Origin of the sequence: Rhizobium sp. ZPR4 (genome assembly GCF_040215725.1) — a bacterium.
GTDB classification, from domain to species: domain Bacteria; phylum Pseudomonadota; class Alphaproteobacteria; order Rhizobiales; family Rhizobiaceae; genus Rhizobium; species Rhizobium rhizogenes_D.
This window is the reverse complement of sequence record NZ_CP157968.1, coordinates 844,278-870,851: the sequence shown is the minus strand read 5'-3', so window position 1 is coordinate 870,851 and position 26,574 is coordinate 844,278. Positions and strand designations below refer to the sequence as shown.

Annotated in this window: 21 protein-coding genes; 15 read left to right on the top strand and 6 right to left on the bottom strand. The window is 60.2% G+C overall.

Annotated elements, in window-relative coordinates:
* Positions 1 to 112: 112 nt before the first annotated feature.
* Positions 113 to 1,291, bottom strand: a complete 1,179-nt coding sequence (gene uxuA / locus ABOK31_RS23555) for a mannonate dehydratase (RefSeq protein WP_349961187.1) — start codon at positions 1,289 to 1,291, stop codon at positions 113 to 115.
* A 117-nt stretch (positions 1,292 to 1,408) separates the two neighbouring features.
* On the opposite strand from uxuA, the gene ABOK31_RS23550 reads away from it, so the two are divergent.
* The 3 genes from ABOK31_RS23550 (at position 1,409) to ABOK31_RS23540 (ending at position 8,040) form a co-directional block, all read left to right on the top strand.
* A complete protein-coding gene (locus tag ABOK31_RS23550) occupies positions 1,409 to 2,107 on the top strand; it encodes an FCD domain-containing protein (RefSeq protein ID WP_174182072.1) in 699 nt (232 codons plus the stop codon).
* A gap of 28 nt (positions 2,108 to 2,135) precedes the next feature.
* Positions 2,136 to 4,604, top strand: a complete 2,469-nt coding sequence (locus ABOK31_RS23545; RefSeq protein ID WP_349961185.1) for a glycoside hydrolase family 2 protein — start codon at positions 2,136 to 2,138, stop codon at positions 4,602 to 4,604.
* 175 nt (positions 4,605 to 4,779) lie between these two features.
* Positions 4,780 to 8,040, top strand: a complete 3,261-nt coding sequence (locus ABOK31_RS23540) for a cellobiose phosphorylase (RefSeq protein ID WP_349961182.1) — start codon at positions 4,780 to 4,782, stop codon at positions 8,038 to 8,040.
* An 84-nt stretch (positions 8,041 to 8,124) separates the two neighbouring features.
* On the opposite strand, the gene ABOK31_RS23535 is transcribed toward ABOK31_RS23540, so the two are convergent.
* Together ABOK31_RS23535 and ABOK31_RS23530 are read right to left on the bottom strand one after the other, a co-directional pair.
* Entirely contained in the window at positions 8,125 to 9,183 is a 1,059-nt protein-coding gene (locus tag ABOK31_RS23535; RefSeq protein ID WP_174182066.1) for a GSCFA domain-containing protein, read from the bottom strand.
* A complete protein-coding gene (locus ABOK31_RS23530; RefSeq protein ID WP_349961181.1) occupies positions 9,183 to 10,034 on the bottom strand; it encodes a WcbI family polysaccharide biosynthesis putative acetyltransferase in 852 nt (283 codons plus the stop codon). Before ABOK31_RS23530 ends, ABOK31_RS23535 begins: the two co-directional genes overlap by 1 nt.
* A 327-nt stretch (positions 10,035 to 10,361) precedes the next feature.
* Here ABOK31_RS23530 and ABOK31_RS23525 point away from each other — a divergent pair, with 327 nt between their 5' ends.
* Both ABOK31_RS23525 and ABOK31_RS23520 read left to right on the top strand, forming a co-directional pair.
* Positions 10,362 to 11,018 carry a DUF2161 family putative PD-(D/E)XK-type phosphodiesterase gene (locus tag ABOK31_RS23525; RefSeq protein WP_349961178.1) on the top strand — a complete coding sequence of 219 codons (657 nt, stop codon included), beginning with the start codon at positions 10,362 to 10,364 and terminating at the stop codon, positions 11,016 to 11,018.
* Positions 11,019 to 11,283: 265 nt separating this feature from the next.
* Entirely contained in the window at positions 11,284 to 12,786 is a 1,503-nt protein-coding gene (locus ABOK31_RS23520; protein ID WP_349961175.1) for a DegQ family serine endoprotease, read from the top strand.
* 58 nt (positions 12,787 to 12,844) lie between these two features.
* On the opposite strand, the gene ABOK31_RS23515 is transcribed toward ABOK31_RS23520, so the two are convergent.
* Both ABOK31_RS23515 and ABOK31_RS23510 read right to left on the bottom strand, forming a co-directional pair.
* Entirely contained in the window at positions 12,845 to 13,798 is a 954-nt protein-coding gene (locus ABOK31_RS23515) for a sugar kinase (RefSeq protein ID WP_234910366.1), read from the bottom strand.
* A 3-nt stretch (positions 13,799 to 13,801) separates the two neighbouring features.
* On the bottom strand, positions 13,802 to 14,821 hold the full coding sequence (locus ABOK31_RS23510; protein ID WP_174182058.1) for an SPFH domain-containing protein: 1,020 nt from the start codon (positions 14,819 to 14,821) through the stop codon (positions 13,802 to 13,804).
* A gap of 111 nt (positions 14,822 to 14,932) precedes the next feature.
* On the opposite strand from ABOK31_RS23510, the gene ABOK31_RS23505 reads away from it, so the two are divergent.
* The 5 genes from ABOK31_RS23505 (at position 14,933) to ABOK31_RS23485 (ending at position 20,194) form a co-directional block, all read left to right on the top strand.
* Entirely contained in the window at positions 14,933 to 15,640 is a 708-nt protein-coding gene (locus ABOK31_RS23505; protein WP_349961174.1) for an NUDIX domain-containing protein, read from the top strand.
* Between the two features lie 186 nt (positions 15,641 to 15,826).
* Positions 15,827 to 16,456 carry a DnaJ domain-containing protein gene (locus ABOK31_RS23500; RefSeq protein WP_174182056.1) on the top strand — a complete coding sequence of 210 codons (630 nt, stop codon included), beginning with the start codon at positions 15,827 to 15,829 and terminating at the stop codon, positions 16,454 to 16,456.
* Between the two features lie 226 nt (positions 16,457 to 16,682).
* Positions 16,683 to 18,179 carry a lipopolysaccharide biosynthesis protein gene (locus tag ABOK31_RS23495; protein WP_349961172.1) on the top strand — a complete coding sequence of 499 codons (1,497 nt, stop codon included), beginning with the start codon at positions 16,683 to 16,685 and terminating at the stop codon, positions 18,177 to 18,179.
* A 92-nt stretch (positions 18,180 to 18,271) separates the two neighbouring features.
* Positions 18,272 to 19,087, top strand: a complete 816-nt coding sequence (locus ABOK31_RS23490; RefSeq protein WP_349961171.1) for a galactosyl transferase — start codon at positions 18,272 to 18,274, stop codon at positions 19,085 to 19,087.
* 36 nt (positions 19,088 to 19,123) lie between these two features.
* Entirely contained in the window at positions 19,124 to 20,194 is a 1,071-nt protein-coding gene (locus tag ABOK31_RS23485; RefSeq protein ID WP_349961168.1) for an acyltransferase, read from the top strand.
* A 9-nt stretch (positions 20,195 to 20,203) separates the two neighbouring features.
* On the opposite strand, the gene ABOK31_RS23480 is transcribed toward ABOK31_RS23485, so the two are convergent.
* Positions 20,204 to 21,532 (bottom strand): PLP-dependent aminotransferase family protein, encoded by a 1,329-nt coding sequence (locus tag ABOK31_RS23480; protein ID WP_349961167.1) that lies wholly within the window; start codon positions 21,530 to 21,532, stop codon positions 20,204 to 20,206.
* Positions 21,533 to 21,632: 100 nt separating this feature from the next.
* Here ABOK31_RS23480 and ABOK31_RS23475 point away from each other — a divergent pair, with 100 nt between their 5' ends.
* The 5 genes from ABOK31_RS23475 to ABOK31_RS23455 all read left to right on the top strand — a co-directional run bounded on the left by ABOK31_RS23475 (position 21,633) and on the right by ABOK31_RS23455 (position 26,533).
* Complete coding sequence (locus tag ABOK31_RS23475) at positions 21,633 to 22,610, top strand: nitrate ABC transporter substrate-binding protein (protein WP_349961164.1); 978 nt, start codon at positions 21,633 to 21,635, stop codon at positions 22,608 to 22,610.
* A 46-nt stretch (positions 22,611 to 22,656) separates the two neighbouring features.
* Positions 22,657 to 23,547 (top strand): ABC transporter substrate-binding protein, encoded by an 891-nt coding sequence (locus ABOK31_RS23470; protein WP_349961162.1) that lies wholly within the window; start codon positions 22,657 to 22,659, stop codon positions 23,545 to 23,547.
* A complete protein-coding gene (locus tag ABOK31_RS23465; protein WP_349961161.1) occupies positions 23,544 to 24,488 on the top strand; it encodes an amino acid ABC transporter permease in 945 nt (314 codons plus the stop codon). The genes ABOK31_RS23470 and ABOK31_RS23465 overlap by 4 nt, the downstream gene beginning before the upstream one ends.
* Before the next feature lie 8 nt (positions 24,489 to 24,496).
* Positions 24,497 to 25,276 carry an amino acid ABC transporter ATP-binding protein gene (locus ABOK31_RS23460; RefSeq protein WP_349961272.1) on the top strand — a complete coding sequence of 260 codons (780 nt, stop codon included), beginning with the start codon at positions 24,497 to 24,499 and terminating at the stop codon, positions 25,274 to 25,276.
* 75 nt (positions 25,277 to 25,351) lie between these two features.
* Complete coding sequence (locus ABOK31_RS23455) at positions 25,352 to 26,533, top strand: M20 aminoacylase family protein (protein WP_174182041.1); 1,182 nt, start codon at positions 25,352 to 25,354, stop codon at positions 26,531 to 26,533.
* The last annotated feature ends 41 nt before the right edge of the window (positions 26,534 to 26,574 follow it).

Here is a 26,574-nt window from a genome sequence, read left to right as displayed (position 1 = left end):
ATCAAAATTGTAACAAGACTAAACTTTAGGCAAAAGCCTACCGAATATGCAACGGGAGGCTTTATTCCCTTTGCCCCGTTTCACCGATATAGAGCGGCAAATACCGTGAGGTTCAAAGCCCCGTCTTGCCGATCGCATGGATGACACCATGCAGCTCGCCAAGGCCTTTCAGGCGACCGATGAGGGAATAGCCGGGATTGGTCGGCTTATCGATATCATCGCCAATAAGATGCCCATGGTCCGGCCGCATCGGGATCATATGGTCTTCCCGGCCCTCTTTGCGACGCCGCGCCTCCTCCACGAGCAATGTGCGCAGAATGGCATACATATCGCTGCGTCCCTCCAAATGTGAGGCTTCCACGAAGGATCCATCGGCTTCGATCGCAACGTCGCGCAGATGCGCGAAATTGATGCGCGAGGCGAATTCTCTTGCAACGGCAAGCACATCATTGTCGGCGCGAGAGCCGAGAGATCCAACGCAGAGCGTCAAACCATTGGCTGGGTCATCGACGCTACCAAGGATGCGGCGCAGGTCCACCACAGTCGAGACAACACGCGGAAGGCCAAAGAGCGAGACGGGCGGATCGTCGGGATGGATCGCAAGCCTGGCGCCGAATTCGGCGGCAACCGGCACGACCTCCCGCAGAAAAGCGTCGAGATTGGCCTGGAGATCTTCTGCTGTCATTCCGTCGAAAAGGGCGATGGCAGAGCGGATGGCTTCGCGGCCATAGCTGTCCTCGCCGCCGGGTAGACCGGCGATGATATTGTTCTCCAATCGCTGTACGGCCTGCGGCGAGAGTCCCTTCATACGCTCCTCGGCACGCTGCACCAGGTCCGGCGCATAATTTTCTTCCGCACCCTTCCTGCGCAGGACGAAGACGTCATAGGCGACGAACTCCACCATGTCGAAACGCAGGGCCAATGCCGTGGTCGGCATTTCGAAGCGCAGATCCGTGCGTGTCCAATCGACCACCGGCATGAAATTATAGCAGACGGTTTTGATGCCGGAGCGGGCGAGATTCGCAAGGCTGTCCTTCCAGACGCCGATCGCAGCTTTTGCGCCTGCGCCGCCGAGCTTTATGGCGCTTGGCACCGGGATCGATTCGCAGACGCTCCAGCGCAATCCCGCCGCCTCGACGAGTGCCTTTCGCGCCTCGATTTCGGCCGGCGTCCAGACGCGCGAATGCGAGACTTCGTGCAGGGCCGTGACGATGCCTGTCGCGCCGGCCTGGCGGGCGTGCAAAAGCGGAACGAGATCTTTCGGACCAAACCAACGCCAGCAGCTTTCCATGCGACACCCCTCCATTTGTCGGTCAAAATACCGCTGAAAAGCGAAATGTCCATCATTCCATGTCGCTTGACACCCATTATTGACCAACAATATGCTTTCAACAACGGAGGAGAGACGGTGGCAAAAACCGCTGATATCGAGGATAGAGCTTCAGCGGTCGATCAGGTGGTCGACGCATTGCGGCGACTGATGCGCGAGCGCAATCTCGGTCTCGGAGACGCGCTACCCTCGGAGGCGGAGCTCGCTTCCATGTTCAATGCCAGCCGCAATACGGTGCGCGAAGCGATCCGCATCCTGAAGGCCTACGGCATCGTCGAAAGCCGCCAAAAGGTCGGCGCCGTCATAACGGATCGCCGCCAGCAGGCGCTGATGGACCTTTTTTCCTTCGCCATCGACATATCGGCGGAAAGCTTTCTCGATATCCAGGGGTTTCGTCGCCTCATCGAGGTCAATCTCAGTGACCTTCTGTTCGAAACTCTCGATGAAGCCGCCATCGACAGGCTGCGCTCCATCAATGACGCGATGAAAGCCGCGCCAGGACTGACCGAGGCCGCGGAGCTCGATTTCAGGTTTCATGCCGCTCTTGTCGGCTTCGCCGGCAATCAGACTCTGTCACAAGTCTATGGCATTCTGCAGCCATTGTTGCAGCGGCTCATGGAGGCGGGCAAGCGCTCTCGCGAGGCCGTCGACAGCGCCTATAATGACCATCGCACTATCATCGAAGCGTTGGAACAACGGGATCGAATCGCCTACGCCTATCATATGAACCGCCACCTGCAGGCGGGCCTGCAGTTCATCGCGCCAAAGGCTGTTTGAGACAAACATTCCATAACGGACACATGACATGAAAAGACAGACGCTCGACACCGGCTGGACCATCTCGCGCCTTCGCGCACCCTCCAGCGCACCGGCCCTGCCGAACGCAATACCTGCCGCCGTGCCGGGCAACGTTCATCTCGACCTGATGGCGGCGCAGTTGATCACCGACCCCTATCTCGACGTCAACGAGATCTCTCAGGATTGGATCGGTCGCTCCGCCTGGCGTTACCGCCTGGCCTTCGATTGGGACGGCGAGGACGCCGAGCGCATCGATCTTTCATGCCTCGGCCTCGATACAGCTGCGCGCCTGGAGCTGAACGGAACCGCGCTTGGCGAAACCCGCAACATGCATCGCAGCTATCGCTTTGACATCGGCGACCACCTCAAAAGCGGCCGCAACGAGCTGATTGTCGATTTCCAATCCGCCTATGAGCATGGCGATGAGGTGCGCAAGCAGCTCGGCAGCGCCGCCGATATTCCCCAGAATTACCCCGGCCCGAGCAACCTCATCCGCAAGATGGCCTGCAATTTCGGCTGGGACTGGGGTCCGACAGTCGTCACCTCGGGCATCTGGAAGCCGATTGTCATCGAGAACTGGTCAAAGGCGCGTCTCGGCAGCATTCGCCCGGAAATCACACTACAGGGCAGCCAGGGCGTTGCGCGCCTGCATGTCGAGATCGAATGGGCCGACAAGGGCACGGATAGCGCGGCCCTTGTCCTCTTCATCGGCGGCAAGCGCGCGGAAGTTCGTGTCGCGCAAGGAGAGACCCATGCGCTGATCGAATGCCGCATCGACAATCCGCAGGTCTGGTGGCCGCATGGAATGGGCGGCCAGCCGCTTTACGATCTCGACCTGCAACTGCTCGGCTCCGATGGTGCGGCACTCGACGGCTGGAAGCGGCGCGTCGGCTTCCGTTCCGTGCGGCTGGATACGACACCGGATGAGATCGGCTCCGCCTTCACCCTCGTCGTCAACGACGTGCCGGTCTTTGCCCGCGGCGCCAACTGGATCCCTGACGATTGCTTCCTGCCGCGCGTGACGCGAGAGCGCTATCGGGAAAGAATCGCTCAGGCCCGCGACGCCAACATGAACATGCTGCGCGTCTGGGGCGGCGGCATCTATGAGACCGATACCTTCTACGAGGAATGCGATGCCGCTGGCATCATGGTCTGGCAGGATTTCCTGTTTGCCTGCGCCACCTATCCTGAGGAAGAGCCGGTTTATAGCGAGATCGAGGCGGAAGCCCGCGAGGCCATCACAAGGCTCATGCCCTATGCCTCGCTGGTCATCTGGAACGGCAATAACGAGAATATCTGGGGCTATTTCGACTGGGGCTGGCAGGATGTGCTCGGCAATCGTCCGTGGGGTGCCGGCTACTATCTCGATCTGCTGCCAAAGCTGGTGGCCGGGATCGATCCAACACGACCTTATTGGCCAGGCAGCCCCTATTCCGGCTCGATGGAGATCGCGCCGAATGCCGATGAACACGGCTGCAGGCACATCTGGGACGTCTGGAACGAGGTGGGCTACGAGACCTACCGCAACTATATCCCGCGCTTCTGCTCCGAATTCGGCTGGCAGGCGCCACCGACCTTCGCAACGCTTGCCCAGTCCGTGCGCGAGAAAGACCGCGCGCCAGCCTCTCCTGCCGTCCTGCATCACCAGAAGGCAACCGGCGGCAACGACAAGCTTCTGCAAGGGTTGGAGGGCTGGTTTCCCCGCCCGCAAAATTTCGACGACTGGCTTTTCGTCACGCAGTTGAACCAGGCGCGGGCGATCAGTTTCGGCATCGATCATATGCGCTCGCATCGGCCGACCTGCATGGGCACGATCGTCTGGCAGCTCAACGATTGCTGGCCGGTCACCTCCTGGGCGGCTGTCGATGGCGCCGGCCGGAAGAAGCCGCTCTGGTACGCCTTGAAACATAGCTATGCGCCGCATCTCCTCACCATCCAGCCGCGCGGCGATGGCTTGGCCGCAGTCGCCGTCAACGACGCGACCCTGTTTTGGCGCGTACCCTTCACCGTCGAGCGTTTCGACTTCACCGGCAAGCTGCTTGCCCGCCACCACGTCTGGCGCGTTCTGTGCGATCGTTTCGAGAATGCAGATATCGAGATCCCGGCCGAGGTTGCGACACCGGGCGATCCGCGCCATGAATTCCTGCGCGCCCGCCTCGGCGATGCGGAAGCCTGGTGGTTCTTCGAAAAGGATATGAAGCTGCAATACCCGCAGCCCCGCTTCGACATCGAGAGCGTCCAGATGGCGGACGGGATCACCGTGACCATCACGGCGCAGTCGCTCCTGCGCGATGTCTGCCTGTTCGTCGACCGTATCAGCCCGAATGCCGAGGTCGACGACATGCTGGTCAATCTCGCGCCTGGCGAAAGCAGGACGTTCAAGGTCAAAGGCATCTCCAAAGAAGCCTTTGACGATGCCGATCTCTCGACTGTCATGCGCATGGCCAACCAGGTTGCCCAGCCTCCGCACCATTGAAACCGTGCGTCCGCGCACCAAAAGATCCGGCGCATTGCGCCGGATCGGACCCCGCGTCCTCGGCAAATCGTCACAAAAGATTGCACGGATCAATGGCGAATTGCCTCCTATGATCGGGCGCCGCCTTGTGATCTAGTGCCTCCCATCCGATCCATGAATCAGCGAGATTACGCTTATGTCCTCGGACTCCAATCGCAGTTTCCAAACGCCCCGCCGCGAAGAACTCGGTCTTATCACGCTCGGCAACAATGCCGGTCTATCGGCTTCGGCCCTGCCGAACGGCACACTGTTTTCGATCGACTTCGCCGACCAAAAGGGCGGCGTCATGATCAACCAGGTGCTCGGTTCGCCTGTCTATGGCGGCATCGGCCGGCTCTATCTGCGCGTCGGCGGCGCAAAGCCGGCAACAGCCGAAATCGTCGGACCCAAGGCTGCGGTAAAGTTTGGCCATGGCAAGAGCGGTTTTGCCTGGAGCGGCGAGACGGCCGGTGTCAGACACACGGCCAGCCTGCGGCTGCACCCGAATGAGACCGCATGGTTCTGGCAAATCTCGTTGGAAAACGGCACCAATGCGGCGCTTTCGGCCGATCTCATCCTCGTTCAGGACGTTGGCCTCGGCGATCGTGGCTTCCTGATGAATAGCGAAGCCTATGCTTCGCAATATATCGACCATCATATCGCCGGCCATGCCGCCTTCGGCCCGGTCATCATGAACCGGCAGAACCTCAAGCAGGGTGGCGGACGAAATCCGTGGCTCGCGCAAGGCTGCCTCGAAGGTGCAGCGGCTTACGCGACCGATGCAATCCAGCTCCTCGTACCCTCCGAGAGCAACGACGGCGTCATGGTACCGGGCTTCGGCAGCGACCTGCCAAGCGTGCGCCGCCAGCATGAGGTCGCCTGCCCGACAATCCAGTCGAAGCCGCTTTCCCTTGCAGCAGGTGCATCAACCACCACGACCTTCTTCGGCCTCTTCATCGCCGATCATCCGGCCGCCTCCAGCGATGCCGATCTTGCCCATCTCGATGGCCTGCCGAAGCTTCAGCGCGAGTTGGCAATGGACGCGATAGTATCAGCGCAATCAGCCCGCAGCCTCGTGCAGGATGCGCCGCTTGCCGAGAGCGACGACCTGGATCAAACCGCGATCGATGCGCTCTATCCCGAGCGGATGCTGGAAGAGCATGCGGATGGAAAGCTGATCTCCTTCTTCGTGCCGGATGGGCCACATAACAGGCATATCGTGCTGCGCGAAAAAGAACGGCTGGTGGCGCGCCGTCACGGCGCCATCGTCCGCAGCGGCCAGAACATGCTGCTCGACGACCAGACGCTGGCGGCCACCTGCTGGATGCAGGGCATCTTCGCCGCGCAGCTGACCATCGGCAACACCTCCTTCCACAAGCTGTTCTCCGTTTCCCGCGACCCGTACAACCTGACGCGATCGAGCGGCCTGCGTATCCTTGTCGACCTCGGTGACGGCTGGCATCTGCTTGGCGTACCCGCCGCCTTCGAAATGGGCTTGAGTGACACGCGTTGGATCTACAAGCTCCCCGGCCGCACCATCACCGTCTCGGCAATCGCCTCCGGCGACAATCCGGCCATGCAGTGGAGCGTCTCGGTGGAGGGCGAAGCCTGCCGCTTCCTCGTCTTCGGCCACATCGTGCTCGGCGAACGAGATTATGAAGCGGTGGCCAATATTGCGGTGGATGCGGCCGCCAAGCGCATCTCCTTCCGTCCGCAGCCATCCTGGCTGTGGGATCGCTACCCGAAGGCCGGCTATCACCTCGTCACCTCGACGCCGGACGCGGTCGAGGCAGTCGGCGGCGATGAGCTGCTCTACAGCGATGGCGCTACCCGCAATGGCCCGTTCATTGCGTTGAAATCGAAACCAACGAAGGCACTGCGTTTTGCCGTCACGGGATCGATGACCGATCCGGATGCGGCCGAAGCCCTTGCTGCGCGCTACAGCGCCGGTGTCGACAGCGAAGAGATGCTGGCACCGGCCCAGCGCTTCTGGAGCCATGTGACGCGAGACGCGCGTATCGACGGCAACGGCCGCGATGTAGAGGCACAGGCTGTGATGCTGCCCTGGATCGCGCATGACGCCATCGTGCATTTGAGTGTACCGCATGGGCTCGAACAATATACGGGCGCTGCCTGGGGCACGCGCGACGTCTGCCAGGGGCCGATCGAATTCCTGATCGCCTACGAGCATGACGAAGAAGTCCGGCAGATTCTCTCCACGCTCTTTTCCGAGCAGTACCGCGATCGCGGCGACTGGCCGCAATGGTTCATGCTGGAGCCCTACGCCAATATCCGCGCCGGCGAGGCGCATGGCGATATCGTCGTTTGGCCGCTGAAGGCGCTCTGCGATTATATCGAGGCGACCGGCGACATCACCTTCCTCGCCGAGATGGTCCCATGGCGTGCCGACGACACCATGCAACTGACCTCGGAACGTGCGACGATCTCCGATCATATCGAAAAGCTGCTGGACACGGTCCGCAGCCGCTTCGTACCTGGCACAAGCCTGATCCGCTACGGCGAGGGCGACTGGAACGATAGCCTGCAGCCGGCCGATCCGCATTTGCGCGACTGGATGGTCAGCAGCTGGACGGTATCCCTGCTTTACGAACAGCTGGTGCGCTATGCCAACATCCTGACGCTTGCAAGCCGCAATGAGGAAGCGCAGTCGCTTCAGGCGACCGCGGTTGCCATGCGCGCCGATTTCAACCGGCTCCTGATGCGCGATGGCGTCGTTGCCGGCTACGGCGTCTTTGATCCAAGCCATGACGGCGTCGAACTTCTGCTGCATCCCGAGGACACCCGCACCGGCCTGCATTATTCGCTGATCGCGATGACCCAGCCGATGATCGGCGGCCTCTTCACGCCTGACCAGCGCCACGCCCATATGAAGATCATCCGCGAGAACCTGCTCTTCCCCGACGGCGTTCGCCTGATGGAAAAGCCGGCGACCTATTCCGGTGGCCCGGAAAAACTGTTCCGGCGCGCCGAATCCTCGGCCTTCTTCGGCCGCGAGATCGGGCTCATGTACGTGCATGCCCATCTGCGCTACTGCGAGGCGCTCGCCCTCGACGACGACGCGGAGGCCGTCTGGGCGGCGCTGGCGGTTGCCAACCCGATCGCTGTCAGCGGCCGGGTGGAGCACGCCTCGCTCCGCCAGCGCAACACCTATTTCAGCAGCAGTGACGCGGCCTTCGACGACCGCTATCAGGCTTCGTCGGAATGGGGGGGCGTCAAGGCGGGCGACATCGCCGTAGATGGCGGCTGGCGCATCTATTCGAGCGGCCCCGGCCTCTATACCAAGAGCCTGATCGGCAACATCTTCGGCTTCAAGCGCCAGTTCGGCCAGCGCATCCGCAAGCCGCTCTTGCCGGCCTCGATCGGCGCTTGCGAGGTCAAGCTGGACTTCAAAGCCTGAGAAGCCAATCATGCTTGACAAAAGGGCCGCATCAGCGGCCCTTTTTCTTGCGTCGCGCAATCTGAAAACAGCAATCTGAAAGTACTAGGCGCGGATGGCGTCGATCGCCTCCTCGTCGCAGATGATATCCCGGCGCGACGGCTCGATCGCCACTATTTGTGGTTCTGTGTCCCTCCCGACCGCTGGCGATGGGTCGGAAGCGTAGTTCTTGACGAAACAACGCATCGCATGAGCGACGCCGCGTGAATTCACCTCGCGATAATCGGCCTCGTAATAAAGACCGCCGGCATAGCTCCCCGTGATGATTTCGTAGGAAGGGAAATAATCGACCCAATCGAAACGCGAAACGACCTGATCCGCAACCACCCGCAGGACCGACTTGCTATAGGTCGTTGATACAAGCACGTTCCTGTTCTCATAGGTGGCAATGAGCGGCACCGGGGAAACGGTCAGCAACAGCTTGATGCGCGGGTTTCTTTTCTTGAGCTTCCCCAGGAAGGTCAAGAGATCGGCTTCGACATCAGCGACGCCGAAATTGATGAATTCGTACTGCTCGGGATCAAAGGAGCCTGCGACCACTCCGGGCGCAAGCGGAAATACCGAGCCGTCGATCTTCGATCGCCATGCTTCAGTAAGCCCAAGCGTGAAGACCAACACATCGGCCTGCGTGAAGACCGAGCGAATGCTGGCAAGGTGCTGGTTTCGAGCTTCTACCACGGCTTCGATCGTTTCGAAGCCATCCGGTTCGATCTGGGGTCGATAGGGATCGACATAGCGCCCATCCTCACGCCGCCATGCCTTCTCGGCAGGCTTTCTCTTCTCGAAAACCTCCTCGAATAGCTGGAGCAGCTGCCGGGCGGTATAGAGATTGCCGTAGCGCCCGGAGAAAACGCCGAAATTCCGGCGGGTACGCTCATCCTCCGGCAGTCCCTCCCCATTCTCGGGAACGAAGTAATGGAAGCCGATACGCTGGAGCTGCCGGGAAATATGCTGGGCAAAGCAGCTGCCGGCCGTCGCGATCTTCGTCGTTCTGTTCAGACGGAATTTCGGATTGACCACCGGATCGAAAAGATGCGTCTCGATCCGCGCCACGGATCGCCGCCAGAGCTGGTAGTTCTCTATCCCGGCATAGGGGTTTGTCATCAGGCTGCCTCCGCCACGACTGCTTTGACCTTTTCATAACGCGCACGAACCGCCCCTTCGACGAGGATGGAGCCGGGTGGTAGCCGCGAATAGACGGCAAAGCTGAATTCGATGAACTGCTCCAGAGTGATGAGCCGATAGTCATTCGGCAGCTTGAAGAGATATGAGCCGCGGGCTCCAAAGGCTTCGGCAATCTCGGGATAGACCGGATAGCATGGCCCATTCAGGAGATTATCTGCCGGCATGATCTCACCATCGACAGGCTCGACCCCGAGCCGCTTCAGGAACGCACGGGCAATATCGTAGATGCAATGAATTTTGGGATGGTTCACCGAATACATGAAAGCATCGCCGCGAGACCACTGCGTGAACGAGGGCAAAATATCCAGGCCATGTTCCGCAAAGTGCTTGAGAAGCTGCGCCCGCTCCTGTTCCCATCGTGCGAAGAAGCCGCAGCCTTCAAAGACATCCCGCCGGAAAAGCTTCCGGGTTGCCTCTATCCCGAGCCCGGCCTCGTATGCCGCCAGAACGATCATGGAATGATAGGACCCCATCGGGCCTTCGATCGGGCCATCCGAAAATGCGTAGCAAATGTCTGGATGATAGGCGTCGAAATTGATCGAGGGAATGAAATCAAGATTCTGCGCAATGCCGAAATCGAAGTCGAGGCTGCGAAACTGCGGATGGAGGAGGACCCTGAAATAGCGGGGTAGTTCCTTCTTGTATTTTTCGATGCTTTTCCTGAATGCCCATATGTCCATTGCATCGATATGGAAACGAGGGCCAAGAAGCTTCAGGGAATTTGCAAGACCGAATGTCTGGCAATTCGAGACCACAAGCCATGTTTCCATACGAAAACCATCCCAACTAGCCACACGCGGACTTCGTACTATCTCATTGAAATACTGAACAATTACGCCGCTGGAATTTCCCCGGCACAGTGACGCGGTTTAGAAGCTCATTGTTTTATGGCGGATTTGGCTTGTCTATATCGATGACGTCAGTGCTGGGTGAATTGCGGCAAAAGAGGCATCTTACGCGCACGGAACTCCTTGTTTGATGAACCGGCTTGCGACATGTCTGGACCTGACTTTGCCGCCCGCATCCATGGCTTTATCGACGTTCTGGTTAACCGAATCGGCTAATCTCATGCGGATATGCAAAGCTCGGAGGCGGATTTGGAAACGGCGCTCTATCTCCCGATCAAATCATTTCTCGAAGCTGCCGGCTATGCGGTGAAAGGCGAGATCGGCGGCTGCGATCTCGTCGGCCTGAGTGATGGCGAACCGCCCGTCGTCATCATCTGCGAGCTGAAGATGACCTTCAATCTCGAGCTGATCCTGCAGGCCGTCGACCGCGCCGCGGCCAGCGACGAAGTCTGGATCGCCGCCCGCGTCTCGGCAAAGGGCAAGGGGCGCGAAGGCGATCGCCGCTTCCGCGATCTTTGCCGTCGGCTCGGCTTCGGTATGCTGACCATCTCAGACAACGACCAGGTCGATGTCATCGTCAGCCCCGTTTCGCCGATGCCGCGCAAGAATGCGCGCCGCAGATCACGTCTTGTTGAAGAGCATCGGCGGCGCAAGGGCGACCCGGCACTTGGCGGCAGCACCCGCAAACCGATCATGACCGCCTATCGCCAACAGGCCCTTGCCTGCGCGGCAGCGATCGAAAGCGGCATGCAACGCCCGAAGGATATGCGTGAGGCGGCACCGAAGGCCCCGCAAATTCTGAGAGATAACGTCTATGGCTGGTTCGAGCGCATCGACCGCGGCATCTACGCTTTGACCGATCTTGGAACGGAAGCGCTCAAGCGGTGGCCGGCACCGCAGCTTTAAATATGGAAAAATTCCGGTCAACCAACATTAAATTCATGTAATATCTTAACATTTCGCAATATAAACATGATCAATATTTAATTTGTAAAAGACAACTGGCGGATCATATTACTCCTCAGCGCCAGTTCGGTTTTATACTCTGTCTCCCCAAAGTAAAGGCGGGAAACAAAGGCTCCCGAAACGAATTGACGCGGCTCCATTCGACGCCTGTCCCGGACATGGACAAGACGCCAGTTCGCCAACAATCTCGCAAGGGACTTTTGCCATGTCATCTCTCCTCCGCAAGCACCGCACAGCCGCTATCGTCGGCGCCGCCATCATCGTCGGTGCCGGCGCATTGCCTTTTGCCTTCAGCACATCCGCAACCGTCGCCTCGGCCGCCGAGCCTGCTGGCATCATCGCGCCCGGCGGTTCTTTCGCCCCGATCGTCGACGCCGACAAGCCGGCTGTCGTCACCGTCACCACCACCATGAAGGCGACCGACACCAGCGCCGACGGCAGCAACTCGCCGATGGACGAGCAGTTCCGGCAATTCTTCGAAAATCAGGGTATCCCCTTCCCGAAGCAGATGCCGCACCAACAACAGAACCAGCGCGCCATGGCGCTTGGCTCCGGCTTCATCATCAGCCCTGACGGCATCATCGTCACCAACAACCACGTCATTCAGAACGCGGTTGATATCAAAGTGACGCTCGATGACGGCACCGAGCTGCCTGCCAAATTGCTGGGCGCCGATGCCAAGTCTGACCTTGCCGTCCTGAAGATCAACGCACCGAAGCCGCTCGCCACCATCGCCTGGGGCGATTCCGACAAGCTGAAGCTCGGCGACCAGATCCTCGCGATCGGCAACCCCTTCGGTATCGGCACGACCGTCACCGCCGGCATTGTCTCGGCCCGCGGCCGTGACCTGCATAGCGGCCCCTATGACGACTTCATCCAGATCGATGCCCCCATCAACCATGGCAATTCCGGCGGCCCGCTGGTCGACCGCGAAGGCAATGTCGTCGGCATCAACACCGCCATCTACTCGCCGAATGGCGGCAGCGTCGGCGTCGGCTTCGCCATCCCCTCCGACGAGGCCAAGGCAATCGTCGCCAAGCTGGAGAAGAACGGTTCGATCGATCATGGCTATCTCGGTGTCGCCATTCAGCCGGTGACTTCGGATATCGCCAATGCCATGGGCCTCTCGCAGACCCAGGGTGCACTCGTCGCCAGCGTCAATGACGATACCCCGGCCGCGCGCGCCGGCATCAAGAGCGGCGATATCGTCACGGCTGTCGGCAATGAGACCGTCAAGACACCGAAGGACCTGTCGCGACTGGTCGCCGATCTCTCTCCCGGCGACAAGCGTTCGGTCACGCTGTGGCGCGACGGCAAGAGCATGGACGTTAGTGTCACCATCGGCGGCAATGACGACAGCAAGCAGGCTGCCAATGATGCCGGCGACGGCAAGGTCCAGCCCTCGAACCAGCCAAGCATCGGCGTCGGCCTTGCCAATCTGACGCCCGACGTACGCCAGCAGCTGAACCTGCCGCATGGCGTCGAGGGCGCAGTCGTTGCCAGCGTCAATCCGGACAAGTCGGCCGCGGCTGCCGGCATCCAGACCGGCGATATCATCGTCTCGGTCAACGATCAGCCGGTACGAAACGCCCATGAGGTGCAGATGGCCGTCGCCAAGGCCGGCAAGGATGGCCGCAAATCCGTCCTGCTCCTGATCGAGCGCAATGGTGATAAGACCTTCGTCGCCGTCCCGTTCTCGGCCGCATAAAAAGTCTGAGATATTCGACAATCGGCCCGCTTCCTTCGACGAAGCGGGCCGATTGTCGTTATGTCACCAGCAAACCTTGGCGCTCAGCAAGACCGATCGTCGCCAGCGTTCCGGCATTGAAGGGGAGAAAATCCGCCTCGATACCATCACTGAAGATGACGCCATGCTCCGCCATCTCAGACATCACGGTCATCGGCATCTCCGCCCCGACCTGCCCCGAAACCAGCGAAACGCCCGTCGTCCGGCTAGGAAACGGTTCCCGCACAAAATAATGCAGGAAGTCTGCATCCCAGGGAAACGAGGCGTCGGCAATGCCAGCCGGCAGCTCCACGCCACAGCTTGCAGCCGCTCCCGCCCAGCCGGCATAGAGGCTTTTCAGCCATCCCGTCGACCCCATACCCGTCGAAACGATAATACCGCTCGATGATTGCCTTTCGTGCCGTTCGCCGACCCGAAGATCGTAACGGGCCGAAACATGGCTGCGTGGGCCGATGAAAAGGTCGTTCACCGCATAGAGCACTTCGCCGGTGTTGAGCGCCGCCTTGGCCATGCTCACGCGCTTGAGCGGCCGGCGCTGCGCCAAAGCTTCCGGCATGATCCGGCGAACATCGGCCGCCTGGAATGGCAACAAGACGCCGTCCCATCGCTTCGGGTCCGGATTGACGCCAAGCACATTCTGGCCGTCTAGATATTTCAGCGTATTGGCAACCAGGCCGTCCTGCCCCAAAACGACGACGAGATCGTCGACGCCGAAGATGAAGTTTGCGAGATAGCGCCGGTTGAGCGTCTGCACCCGGGCGACAGTGCGCAGGCTTGCTTCGACATCGCGCACTGCCGACTGATAGTGTTGCTGCTCGGCAAGATAGTCACCGAAATCCGCGCCCAGATGCTCGACATAGAACTGCGCCTGCTGGACCGTATTGAAGCGCGTGACAAGCTCGTCGAGGCGGGTGTCGCGCACGATGAGCACGATCTTTCTGTCTTCGGCCTTTCCACCATTTGCCATGGGCATGGCTCACCCCCTTGCCTGCGGCTGCAGCATTTCGCGCAGGAGATCCGGGGTGACGTTCAACTGACCGATCTTGGTGGCGTTGTCGGCAAGATCGCGGAAGGCGAGCGCCATCAGCTGGCCGGGGTCCATGCCGACCGAAGCCAGCGCCTGCAGCATCTTGGGATCGGCATCGCCGAACGACTTCATCATGGCAGCCAGGCCATAGGCCTTGGCGTCTGCCTCCTCACGGGCGTTGCCCGAAGCGAGTGCGACAAGCGCCTTGTTCTGCTCTTCAAGCGCGATCCTGCCGGTCATCTCCTCCCGGCGGATCTGCAGCTGCCGCTCCTGGACCGAGCGTTCCGCATCCATCTGCGCTTCACGGACCTGGCGCTTCTTGTTTTCGACGGCGATTTCGGTCGCCAACTCATTCTCCTTGATCGTCCTCTCCTGCTCGACGCTTGCGTTGCGGCGGGCATAGATCGCTTCGTCGGCGCTGCGCAGCAGCGCTTCACGCGCGCCGGCTTCCAGTGCCTTGGCGGTTTCGGGCTTTGGCTTCACCGCCAGGATCGACAGGCTCAGGAGCTCTAGACCCAGCGCCTGCAGCACCGGATGACCGTGCAGCGTGGTTGCCACGCGCCCGACCAGCAGTTCGCCGGCCGCCAGCACCTCCTTCAGCGACAGGGCCTGCACCTCAGCGCGCATGACGACCTGAACCTGGTCGATCAACCGCTGCGACAGCTTCTGCGGATCTTCCGAGCCGTAGACGCCTTTGGCATTGAGCGAAAAATCAAGCAGTTCCGCCGTCCGCTTTGGCTCGGCGATGCGATAGGTGATCTGCCCCTGGACCGTGACTTCCTGGAAATCCGAAGTGACCTCCGGAAAGATGAAGGGCTCGTTGACGCTGGCCGTCGGCACCACGACCAGCGAGGTCGACGGCGCGAAATACCAGAACGAAAGCCCCGCGCCCTCGCGCTGCGGCCGGCCTCCTTGATACTGGATCACATACTGGGTCGGTTGAGCCTTGATGAAACGAAATCCGAACATGACTGCCTCCTGAAAAGCGGCGTTGCAAACTGCGATGACGCCAACAAACACGACTTATTGTATTTTGTCAACTAAGTTAGTTGAAACTTTACACTAAGAGGCGGTCGCGCTATGTTTGCAGTCATGAGCAACACCGAAGACCTTCACCAAAGACCGATCGTTTCGGTCGATCTCGCAATCTTCGCGTTGACGTCGGATGGGCTTGAAGTTCTGCTGGCGCGCCGCGGGGCGGAGCCGTTTTCCGGTCACTGGGCATTGCCTGGCGGCTGGATCCATGTCGACGAAGACCGTAACCTCGAAGCAGCGACAAAACGCGTGCTGAGCGAGAAGACCGGCGTTGCCGCGCCCTATTTCGAGCAGGTCGGCGTTTTCGGGGATGCGGCGCGAGATCCTCGCGGCTGGAGCCTGAGCGTCACCTATATGGCATTGATCGCGCAGGATGCCGTCATTCTACAGCATGGCGGCAACGTCACGGATGTCGCCTGGCATCCGATCGCAGGCGACACGACAGCGGAGCCCCTCGCCTTCGATCATGCCGCTATTCTGAAGGCGGCGATCACCAGATTGCGCAACAAGGTCGAATATACGACCCTGCCGGTACATCTCTTGCCGGAAGCATTCACTCTGAGCGAATTGCAGGCTGTCTATGAGCGGCTTCTCGGCCGCCTTCTCGATAAATCTGCCTTTCGCAAACGCATCGCGGAAGTCGATTTCATCGAGCCGATCACAGGCGAAATGCGTCGCGCCAGTAATCGCCCCGCCCAGCTCTATCGACTGAAACAGGCAGGCTCGACCGTCTTCTTCGACCGGACGATCTAGGCCGGCACATTTCCATGCACGAGACAGTTCATCTTTGACATGGGCTTCTTTTTGTCCAAACTCTGCCTTTGTGATGGTACAAATAGCGCCGGACCCGATTGAAACGGGCTGGCGGGAAGTTTAAACCGCGCCGGCAGTATCAGCGGCAAGGGCCTTAAAACAGGAATAGCGGCGGCAGGAGTTGGAGTGACTGATCCATACGATATTCTCGGCGTTGCGCGTGATGCGGGCGAAGAGCAGATCAAGGCAGCCTATCGTAAGCGCGCGAAGGCAGCCCACCCGGATTCCGGCGGCGACACCGAGGCTTTCGCGCAGCTGCAGAAGGCCTATGAGCTGCTTCTCGATCCCGTGCGCCGCAAGGTCTTTGACGATACCGGCTATGACGTCGAACTGACCGACGCCGTCGACCTGCAGGCGCTGGTCGCCATCGAGAAACTCATCACCGAGATAGTGCTGGACGAGCGCGAGCCGGGCACTTTCGACCCGGTCGCCAAGATGCGGGCAAGCCTTCTGGAAGAAATTCGCAAGGCGAATTTCAGCAAGAGCGAGCTCGAGCGGCATTCCAGTCGTATCGGCCTTCACCTCGACCGGCTGGGTCAGCGCCCCGGCAAGGATGTGGTCGGCCACATGCTGCGCGCCCGCATCAAGGCGATCGCCACCGCCATCAGCGAAACGGAAGCCAAGATCGGCGCCAGCGAACGCGCCTGCGACATGCTCGAAGGCTATCTTTACGAGATGATCGAGCCCCAGCACGAAGCCGATGCTGCTCCCGAAATCGAATGGGACGAGCCAAGGGTACGCTCGGCCGCACAATAGAGGCGGCGCGTTTCGCCGCTCTGAAGCGACAGATTTCGCGTTTGCCTTGATCGCGAGATCACTTTCGGCAACGCAATGTTGCAATGCAACAATCCTCCCTAGACAAATCGAGGGGCTGGCCTAAATCAAGCATCCAACACGCCGTCCTGCTCCATCGAACGATGGCGAAGCGGCAATGGCGGGCGCTGGAACTCCGGCATCCGCTGCAGATCTAAAACGGCGAGGTATGCGTTTGCTGGCGTCCGAAGCGGATGAAGTCGTCTTTGAACATCTGAGCGAAAACCGATCGCGGGCCGCGTTGAGGGGCGCCTTCTGGTCGGCGCTGGATACGCTTATCCCGACGGCACTCAACAGCCTTGTCTTCGTCGTCACCTCCCGTTTTCTTCTGCCACAGGATTTCGGTCTGGTAGCGCTCGCCTTCGCTATCGTCAGTTTCGCCTCCGGCTTCGGACCGACGGCCTTCGGCGAGGCCCTGATCCAGCAGAAATCCATTCGACGCAGCCACCTTGATACGGTCTTCTGGCTATCCTTCGTCTCCGCGGCCATCCTTTATGCCGCGCTGTTTCTGCTTTCACCGTTTCTCGCCCATTGGCTCGGACACGATGATATCGTCAAGCTGCTGCTGATCATCGGCCTCAAAATCTTCTTCGACATGATGATCATCGTCCCCAACGCCCTGATCGGCCGGACGATGTCCTTTCATCTTGCTGCAGCCCGCACCGCGATCGCCACCTCTGTTTCGGCGGTTATCTGTCTCTCGCTGGTTTTTGCGGGTTTTGGCCTGTGGGCGCTTGCGATCGCCCAGATCGCCGCGCCGGCGGCCGCCTGCATCGCCGCTTTCTGGGGCGCAAAATGGCTGCCTGGCTTCAGGGTAAAGTTCTCAAGCCTGCGCGAACTGCTGCATTACGGCATCTTCGCCTCGGGCAACCGCTTCCTCCAGACCATGAATCTCGACCAGCTGATCATCGGCACGCTGGTAAGCCCGGCCGCTCTCGGTATCTATAATTTCGCCCGACGGCTCTATGAGATGCTCAACAACGTCGTGGCGGGCGGACTGAATTCGGTCAGCCATGTGCTGCTCTCCTCCCTGCAGCACGATAAGGACAAAGTGCGCGAAGCCTTTCTCATGGCGACCTTCGGCTGCTCGCTGGTATCGTTTCCGGCCTTCATGGGACTGGCGGCGGTCGCCGACGATGCCATTCCGCTGATCTTCGGACCGCATTGGGCGGCCGCCGTCTGGCCCGTTCGCTTCTTCTGCGTGATCGGCCTGATGGCCGGCATCGGCATCATCCAGGCATCCCTGATCACCAGCCAGGGTAGATCCGACTGGTGGTTCTACTATCAGTTGGTGCGCAATGTCGTCTCGATCCTCACCGTTTTCATCCTCCATAAATATGGTGTCGCAACCGTCGTCTTCGGGCTCATGGTCGGGGTGCTGATGCTCTGGCCGGTGACGCTTTGGATGGTGTCGCGTTTGATTGGTCTCAGCATTCTGGAATATTTCGGCCAGTTCCTGCGGCCCATAGCCGCCTATCTCGGCATGCTTGTCGTGGTGCTGGCAGCCTCGTCGGCCTTGTACGACCGCTCCCTCGCAACACGTCTCATCTGCGAAATCTTGGTCGGCGGCCTCACCTATTCGGGTCTCATCCTTCTCTTATGCAGAGAAAGGGTCCTCTTCCTCGTGCGGACGACACTGCAAGGTCGCCGTGCAAGGGCACAGTAGCAAGGCATCGTGGCCATCGGATCGAAGCATGGCATTCCACATGGGGCCTTCGATCCCTGCGGTAGCAATAGCAAATGTCGGAAAGGCGCCTCATGACACTGGTTACGTTCATCATTCCCGTTCGCCATCAGGCCAATTCCAACGATTGGCCCGCGCTGAAACAACGACTGTCACAAACGATCGCATCGATCGCCGGGCAATCCAACAATAACTGGCGCGGCGTGGTCGTCGCCAATGAAGGCGCCGATCTGCCCGATCTGCCGCCGAATTTTACGGCCGAGCGCGTGACATTTCCACCAAACCAGCTCCACGACATCAACGGCGCCGATCGCGAGAAGGTCTACGACGCCTTTCGGCTGGACAAAGGCCGCCGCGTGCTGAGCGGCATGCTTTCGGCGCGCGATACACGTTTCTTCATGATCGTCGACGACGATGATTTCGTCAGCGCCAACATCGTCGATTTCGCCGCCAGAAATTCCGACGCCAATGGCTGGAAGATCGACCGGGGCTATCTCTGGAACGAAGGCGGCCGGCTGCTTCTGCATCACAACGACTTCGCCAATTATTGCGGCACGTCGCTGATCATCCGCTCCGATCTCTATCGCCTGCCGGCGACCTTCGAGGATGCCGAGATCGATTACATCAAATCCATGCTCGGCAGCCATGTGCGCATCGGCAAGCTGCTGGCCGACGGGGGCTCGCCGCTCGGTTCGCTTCCCTTCCGCGGTGCGATCTATCGGGTCGGCCATGCCGGCGCCCACAGCAAGTCCTCCAATCTTATCAGGACCCATTTCCTGAACCGGTCGGTGCTGACAAGCCCCCGCCAATTCCTGGGTAACCTTTCGCGGGTACGCCCGCTCGACCGCAATCTGAGAAACGAATTCTTCGGCGCGCGCGCCGCCGGATAGTCACGGCAATCCTTTCGCTCAACAAGGTTTCGATGAATGCCGGCTGATGCAACGAAACATAGATACGCGGCCCTGGATGCGATGCGCGGCCTGGCGGCATTCGCCGTCGTCGTCTACCACCTTGACAGGCCCTATGCGCCTTCGGCCTACATCGCGGTCGATTTCTTCTTCGTGCTCAGCGGCTTCGTCATCGCCAGAGCCTATGGCGAAAAGCTCGCCGGCGGCATGACCGTGCTGGCGTTCATGAAGGCCCGCTACGCGCGCCTCTATCCGCTATTCCTCATCGGCAGCGTCTACGGCCTTGTGCAATTGCTGCTGCATTGGCAGGCGGCAGGCGTCGGGCGGGCCGATCTTGCCGCAAGCATCCTTACGACCGTGTTCATGCTGCCTTCGCCGAGCTTTCTGACGCGATCGGCCGGAGACATCTTGGCGCTCTATCCGCTAAATGGCCCCGCCTGGTCGCTGTTTTGGGAGTTGCTGGCCAATCTGGTCTTCGCGCTGGTGCTTTTCCGACTGAAAACGCGAAGCCTCGTCCTCATAGCCGCCGCATCTCTGGCGACGCTGATCGGCTCGGTCTTCTTCCACAAATCGCTCGATCTCGGTTGGGAATGGCACTCCGTGGATGGCGGTTTTGCCCGCGTCTTCTTCTCTTTCACGCTCGGAATGATCATCTATCGGCTTCGAAACGTCGCAGCGCTCGGCCACACGGTGAACACCTATGCCGCGCTGTTGCCGATCGCAGCGATCCTGATCTTGCTGTTTCTCCCCACCTATTCGCTGAAATACGCGCTGGTGTTCTGCATCCTGATCTCGCCGCTCATCGTCCTTGCAGGCACAATGCTCGAACTGCCGGCCAAGCTGCAGCGGCTCGGTATCTTTCTCGGCTACCTCTCCTATCCGATCTACATGTGCCATCGCGGTTTCACCGAGATCTACGGGCATCTGATGCGCAATATCCACTTGCCGCAACCCGTCTACATCGCAATCTACCTCGTCGCGATCTCCATCATTGCGCTTATCTCGGCCAAGCTTGCGACTATCCTCGTCAGGTATGCTTCCCCCTGGAGGGAGGCGCCCAAAAGCGTGGGTGCGACCTCGAGCCGGTAGCATTGCCATTCACGTGTGGACAGCGGCAAGTGCGATGGCATCCGCAACATAGTCACGCCGCTCCGAGAGTTTGGCCGTCGCGACACGCAAATGACTGCTGGGCAAGATCGAGAACTTGGCACCGGGATGCACCGCAATGCCTCGGGCGGCAAGCGTCACCATTGCGAAGGGCTCCGACGAGACCGGCACCCAGGCACACAGCCCCTCCCCGTGTTTTGCATCGACGCCACGCTCGCCAAGCGCATCGATGAGGCCGGCCCGGCGCTCCCGATAGGTCTTGCGGGCATGATCGAGGCATGCCGCCGTCGCCGGATCGCGCAGCAGCCAGGCCGCCGCCGCCTGCAGAATACGGCTGGTCCAGCCGGAGCTGAAGCTGCGATAGGACTGGATCTGATCGATGATCGCCCGCGAACTCGACAAGACCGCGAGGCGCAGATCCGGCCCGTGCGTTTTCGAAAACGACAGGATATGGATGACCCGATCGGGAAAAAGGCTCCCCATCGAATGGCGCGGCGCCATCGAGATATCGGCGATACCATCGTCCTCCACGATCAACGTATCCTTGTCGCGAAGGATCTCGGCAATGGCCGCCATGCGCGCCGCACTGACGCTTTGGCCCGTGACAGAATGGATGCGCGGCTGAAAGATGAAGGCGACCGGGCGGTATTTCAACGCTTCCTCCAGCGAAGACGGCAGCGGCCCCTCCTCATCGCATTTCACCGGAATGATGCGGGCACCCCGATCCTCGAGAATATCGAGAAGCCGCATGCCTGTCGGGTCTTCGATCGCGACGGCGGCACCCGGCATGACGAGGGCATTGATCAGAGTGTAGACGGCATTATAGCCGCCATTCGTTGCCAGGAAGGCCTCTGGCTCATAGGGCCAGCTCTTCCTGACCTCGCTTTCCAGCTCCGGCAGGATGCGATTGCGCTCGTAGCTGTTGAGATTCTCGGCCGAGGCGCCATAGGCCATCGCCGCCTCGAGCTTCGGCAGCAGTTGCACATCGGGAACGGCGGCCGTCAGATTGAGGGCGTCGGAACCGTAGTCGCCGACGCTTGCCAGCCGCGCCGGCTTGGCAACAAAGCGGTCGCCGCTGACCCATGTACCATTCCGGCCTCGTCCGCTGATGATCTTCTGACGCCTGAGCTCGCTCCAGGCTTCCGATAGGGTTGCCGGGCTCACCCCAAGGACAAAGGCAAGGTCGCGGATCGACGGCAGCTTGGTGCCAACAGGCAGCGCCCCGGCGCGAATGAGCGCGCTCGTTTCAAGTGCAATGCCACGAATGGTCCGATCGCTCAATTTTTCGGCAAACCATTTCGCGTCCCGATCTTCGCTCATTTTCGCACCATTTTTAATGTTCAATAACGTAATAATATTTGATCGACTTATATTGAACATTTAGTCGTTGAGAAAACAAGTTTTCCCGCGAGTGAATTTCATGGCCCTTACTCTTCGACTTGCTCTCCGTGACTGGGACTACATGACCCCTCTGGTCCTGGGTGACGTCTCCTCCCGCAAGCTCGACATCAAGGTGGACCGTGTCGGCACGCTGATCTCGCATGTCGGCAAGAGCGATGCCTATGATGCCGCGGAAACCTCCTTCAGCCGCTATACGCAGCTGCGCATCGACGGTGACGCGAGCGTCGTCGGCATTCCGAATTTCATCATGCGCGGCTTCCGCCATCGCTGCGTCATCACCACCAAGGACAGCCCGATCACGAACTTCGCCCAACTTGCCGGCAAACGCATCGGCGTCACCGGCTGGCGCGACTCCGGCAATACCTGGACGCGGGCAGCACTGCGGCGCGAAGGCGTCGGCGTCGAAGATGCCATGTGGTATGCCGGCCGTCTCACCGAAGCCCATCCGATCACCGATCGCCTCGACGGTTTCGGCCGCCCCGGCCGCATCGAGGCCGCACCCGGCGAAAGGCCGATGGTGGAGCTTTTGAAGGAAGGCCTGCTTGACGCGATCTTCACGCCCTTCATGCCGGACGGTTATTTCGCCGGCAATTCCGGTTTCCGCCAGGTGCTTTCCGATTTCCGCGCCGCCGAACATCGCTATTTCGCCGATGTGGGCTATGTACCGGGTATGCACCTGATCGGATTGAAGGCGGAGTTTGCCGCCGAGCATCCGTGGGTCATGGCTGAGCTGAGCGCCCTCATCGATGAATCGCAGCGTGTGTGGCTCAGCAAGCGGCGCAAATATGCCGACACCACGCCCTTCATGCTCGACGAACTCCTGAAATCGGCGGTCGAATTGCCTGAGGGCTGGGATGCGAGCGGCTTTGCCGCCAACCGTAAGATGATCGCAGATTTCGCTGGGGAGCTGCATGTGCAGGGTATCCTGCCGCGGCTGATGACGCCGGAAGAACTCTTCCCGTTCGACGTCGATGGCAGCCGGACGAGCGCTGCCTGACCATCGACTGAAAAATCAGAGACACAAAGCAAAAAGGGGAATGAACATGTCGCTGAAGAAAATGACCTACGTCGCCCTGGCAAGCCTGATGATGTCGGGCGCCGCCTTCGCTGAGGATGCAAGCCTGCCGAAACTCTCGGTCAACAAGGATCTGCAGGCCAAGCTGCCGGAAGCGATCCGCACATCGGGCAAGATGATCTCCGTCAACAACGGCTCTTTCCCTCCCTATGAAATCGTCACCGGCACCAAGCTGACCGGTGCCAGCGCCGATCTGACCGACGCGATCGGCGAAGTGCTTGGCGTGAAGATCGAGCATGAGAGCGTCAGCGGCCTGCCTGCCATCCTCGCCGGCATCAATTCCGGCCGCTATCAGTTCGCCTTCGGTCCGATCGGCGATTTCAAGAGCCGCGAGGAAGCCAATGACTTCGTCGACTGGGTGCAGGAATTCGTCGTCTTCGCCGTCCAGAAGGGCAATCCGAAGGGCATTACCTCGCTCGACAGCGCCTGCGGCCAGCGCATTGCCGTCATGGCGGGCGGGTCGGCCGAAAAGGTGATCCAGGTGCAGGCCGAGAAGTGCAAGACCGACGGCAAGGGCGCGATCGAGGTTCAGTCCTTCACCGACCAGCCGAGCTCCATTCTCGCCGTCCGCTCCAAACGCTCTGACGCCTTCTTCTCCTCGCAGGCGCCGCTCACTTATTTCGTCTCGCAGGCCAGCGGCCAGCTGGAACTGACCGGCGTCGGCCAGAAGAACGGTTTCGAAGATCTCTATCAGGGCGCCGTGGTGCCGAAGGGCTCATCGCTCGGACCTATCCTCAAGGATGCCGTCAAGGTTCTTATGGACAACGGCACCTATGCCGCCATCATGAAGAAATGGGGCCTTGAGAACAATATGATCAAGGAGCCGGGTATCAATCTTGGCGGGATATTGCCGAAATGAGCACAAATGCCAAAGACATCGCATCGCCATCTGGCGATGCGGCGGAACGAGATGTGGCGAATGCCCACACACCGTTCCCGAAGGGCCGTGTGGCGGCCTGGGTCGTCACCCTCCTGATCGCGGCCTATTGGGCGTGGTCGGTCGCCCGCAATGAGAATTTCGGCTGGCACGTCGTCGGGCAATATTTCTTCGATCCCGTCGTCATCAGCGGCCTTTATGTTTCGCTTGGCCTGACCGTCGTCGCCATGGCGCTCGGCATCGTGTTCGGCCTGCTTTTGGCGATCGCCAGGCTGTCGAAAGACACGCTGGCAAGCACACTCGCGTCCCTGTTCATCTGGTTCTTCCGCGGCACGCCGCTGCTCGTGCAGCTGATCTTCTGGTACAATCTCTCGACGCTTTTCCCGACGCTGTCGATCGGCATCCCCTTCGGCCCGACCTTCGTCAACTGGGACACGAATTCCGTTATCAGCCCAATGACAGCAGCAATCGCCGGCCTCGCTCTCAACGAAGCGGCCTATATGGCCGAGATCATTCGCGGCGGCCTGCTTTCGGTCGACAAGGGCCAGTTCGAGACTGCGGAAGCCTTTGGCATGACGAGAATCCGGGCGCTGCGCCGCATCATCATCCCGCAGGCCATGCGCTCCATCGTGCCGCCGACCGGCAACCAGCTCATCAGCATGATCAAGGCGACTTCGCTCGTCAGCGTCATCGCCATGGCTGATCTGCTCTATTCCGTGCAGTCGATCTACAACCGCACCTTCGAAGTCATCCCAATGCTGCTGGTCGCCGTCATCTGGTATCTGCTGATTACATCGGTGCTGAACATTGGCCAGAGCTATATCGAGCGCTACTATAGCCGCGCCGACCGCCGTACAGGCGCGACGAAGGCTGTAAAGGAGAGTGCGCCGGCGCTCGTACCGGCACAGGAGGCGGGCCAATGAACGCTCCTATGAACTCGATCGTCAATGTGAACCCGCTGGTACAGGCACGCAACGTCCACAAGTCCTTCGAAAATCTCGAAGTGCTGAAAGGCATCGATCTCGATGTGACGCCGGGCGAAGTGGTCGTCATCCTCGGACCCTCCGGTTCCGGCAAGTCGACTTTCCTGCGCTGCATCAACCATCTGGAATCGATCAATCGCGGCTCGATCGAAGTCGACGGCGAACAGATCGGTTATCGGCTGAACAAGGGCCGACTGGTCAAACTGTCGAATCATGCGATCGCGCTGCAGCGGCGCAAGATTGGCATGGTGTTCCAACAGTTCAATCTCTATCCGCATATGACGGCGCTGCAAAATGTCATCGAGGCGCCGATCGGCATCCATGGCGAAAGCCGCAAGCAGGCGACCGAGAATGCGCTGGCGCTGCTCGACCGCGTTGGCTTGTCGGCCAAGGCTCACAACTACCCAAGGCAGCTTTCCGGCGGCCAGCAGCAGCGTGTGGCGATTGCAAGAGCGCTCGCAATCAAGCCGAAGCTGATGCTGTTCGACGAGCCGACGTCGGCGCTCGATCCGGAATTGGTCGGCGAGGTGCTGTCGACCATGCGCGATCTCGCCAGCCAGGGCCTGACGATGATCGTCGTCACCCACGAGATCGGTTTTGCCCGCGAAGCGGCCGACCGCGTCGTCTTCATGGATGGCGGCAAGATCGTGGAACAGGGCAGGCCCGAGGATGTGATCGGCAATCCGCAGCATCCGCGCACCAGAAGCTTCCTGTCGCGCTTCATCTAGCGCGACAGCTCCATCATCAGTGAAGCCCGCACGCTTTATGGCGAATGGCGGCACAAGCGAACCATTGGAATAGCCATGACCCTAGACAACGATTTCGCCCGCCTCTCGGACTTCGAGCCGATGAAGGCCGAATTGACCGGCATCCGCCAGCATCTGCATGCCAATCCCGAACTCTCCTTCGAGGAGGCGGAAACCGCGCGTTTCGTTGCCGAGAAGCTGGAAGGCTGGGGCTATGAAGTCACACGCAATGTCGGTGGCCATGGCGTCGTTGCACGCATGACTGTCGGCGCCGGCAAGAAGAGCATCGCGATCCGCGCCGATATGGACGCCTTGCCGATCACCGAACAGACCGGCGCCACTTACGCCAGCAGGTCGCCCGGCAAGATGCATGCCTGCGGCCACGACGGCCATACGACCATATTGCTCGGGGCGGCCGAATATCTCGCCCGCACCCGCCGGTTCAACGGCACGGTGAACCTGATCTTCCAGCCGGCCGAAGAAGCGGGGGCCGTCAGCGGCGCTCCCGCAATGATCAAGGATGGCCTCTTCGAACGCTTTCCCTTCGACGTCATTTACGGGCTGCACAATCATCCGGGTGCTACGGAAGGCACCTGGCTGTTGCGCTCCGGCCCGCTGATGGCGGCAGCCGATACGGTCGAGATCACTATCACGGGCAAGGGCGGCCATGCCTCCCGCCCGCATCTGACCATCGACCCCGTCGTCGTTGCGTGCAATCTCGTCGTCAGCCTGCAGACGATCGTTGCCCGCAGCGTCGACCCGACGCAGACGGCCGTCGTGACCGTCGGTGCCATCCATGCCGGCGAGGCTTCGAACGTCATTCCCGAAAGCGCGAAGATGCTGCTCACCGTCCGCTCCTTCGATCCGAAGGTGCGCGAACTGCTCGAGGCTCGCATTCGCAAGCTGACAGAATCCATCGCTGACGGCTATGGCGCCAGCGTCGAGATCGACTACGTCCACGGCCATCCGGTCGTCGTCAATTCGGAGAAGGAAACGGAATTCGCGCGCATGGTCGCCGAAGAGCTCGTCGGCGCCGACAAGGTCACCACCTGCGGCCTGATCCCCGGCAGCGAGGATTTCTCTCACTACCTGGAACACAAGCCCGGCAGCTTCCTGCGCCTCGGCAATGGCTTGAATTCGGCCATCCTGCACAGCGCCAAGTATGATTTCGCTGACGAAAGCCTGACCGTTGGCGCCGCCATGTGGGCACGGTTGACCGAGCGCTATCTCGACGCCTGAAGCACTTTCGCGAAGTGCGTGGCCCCACAAGCGACAGAATA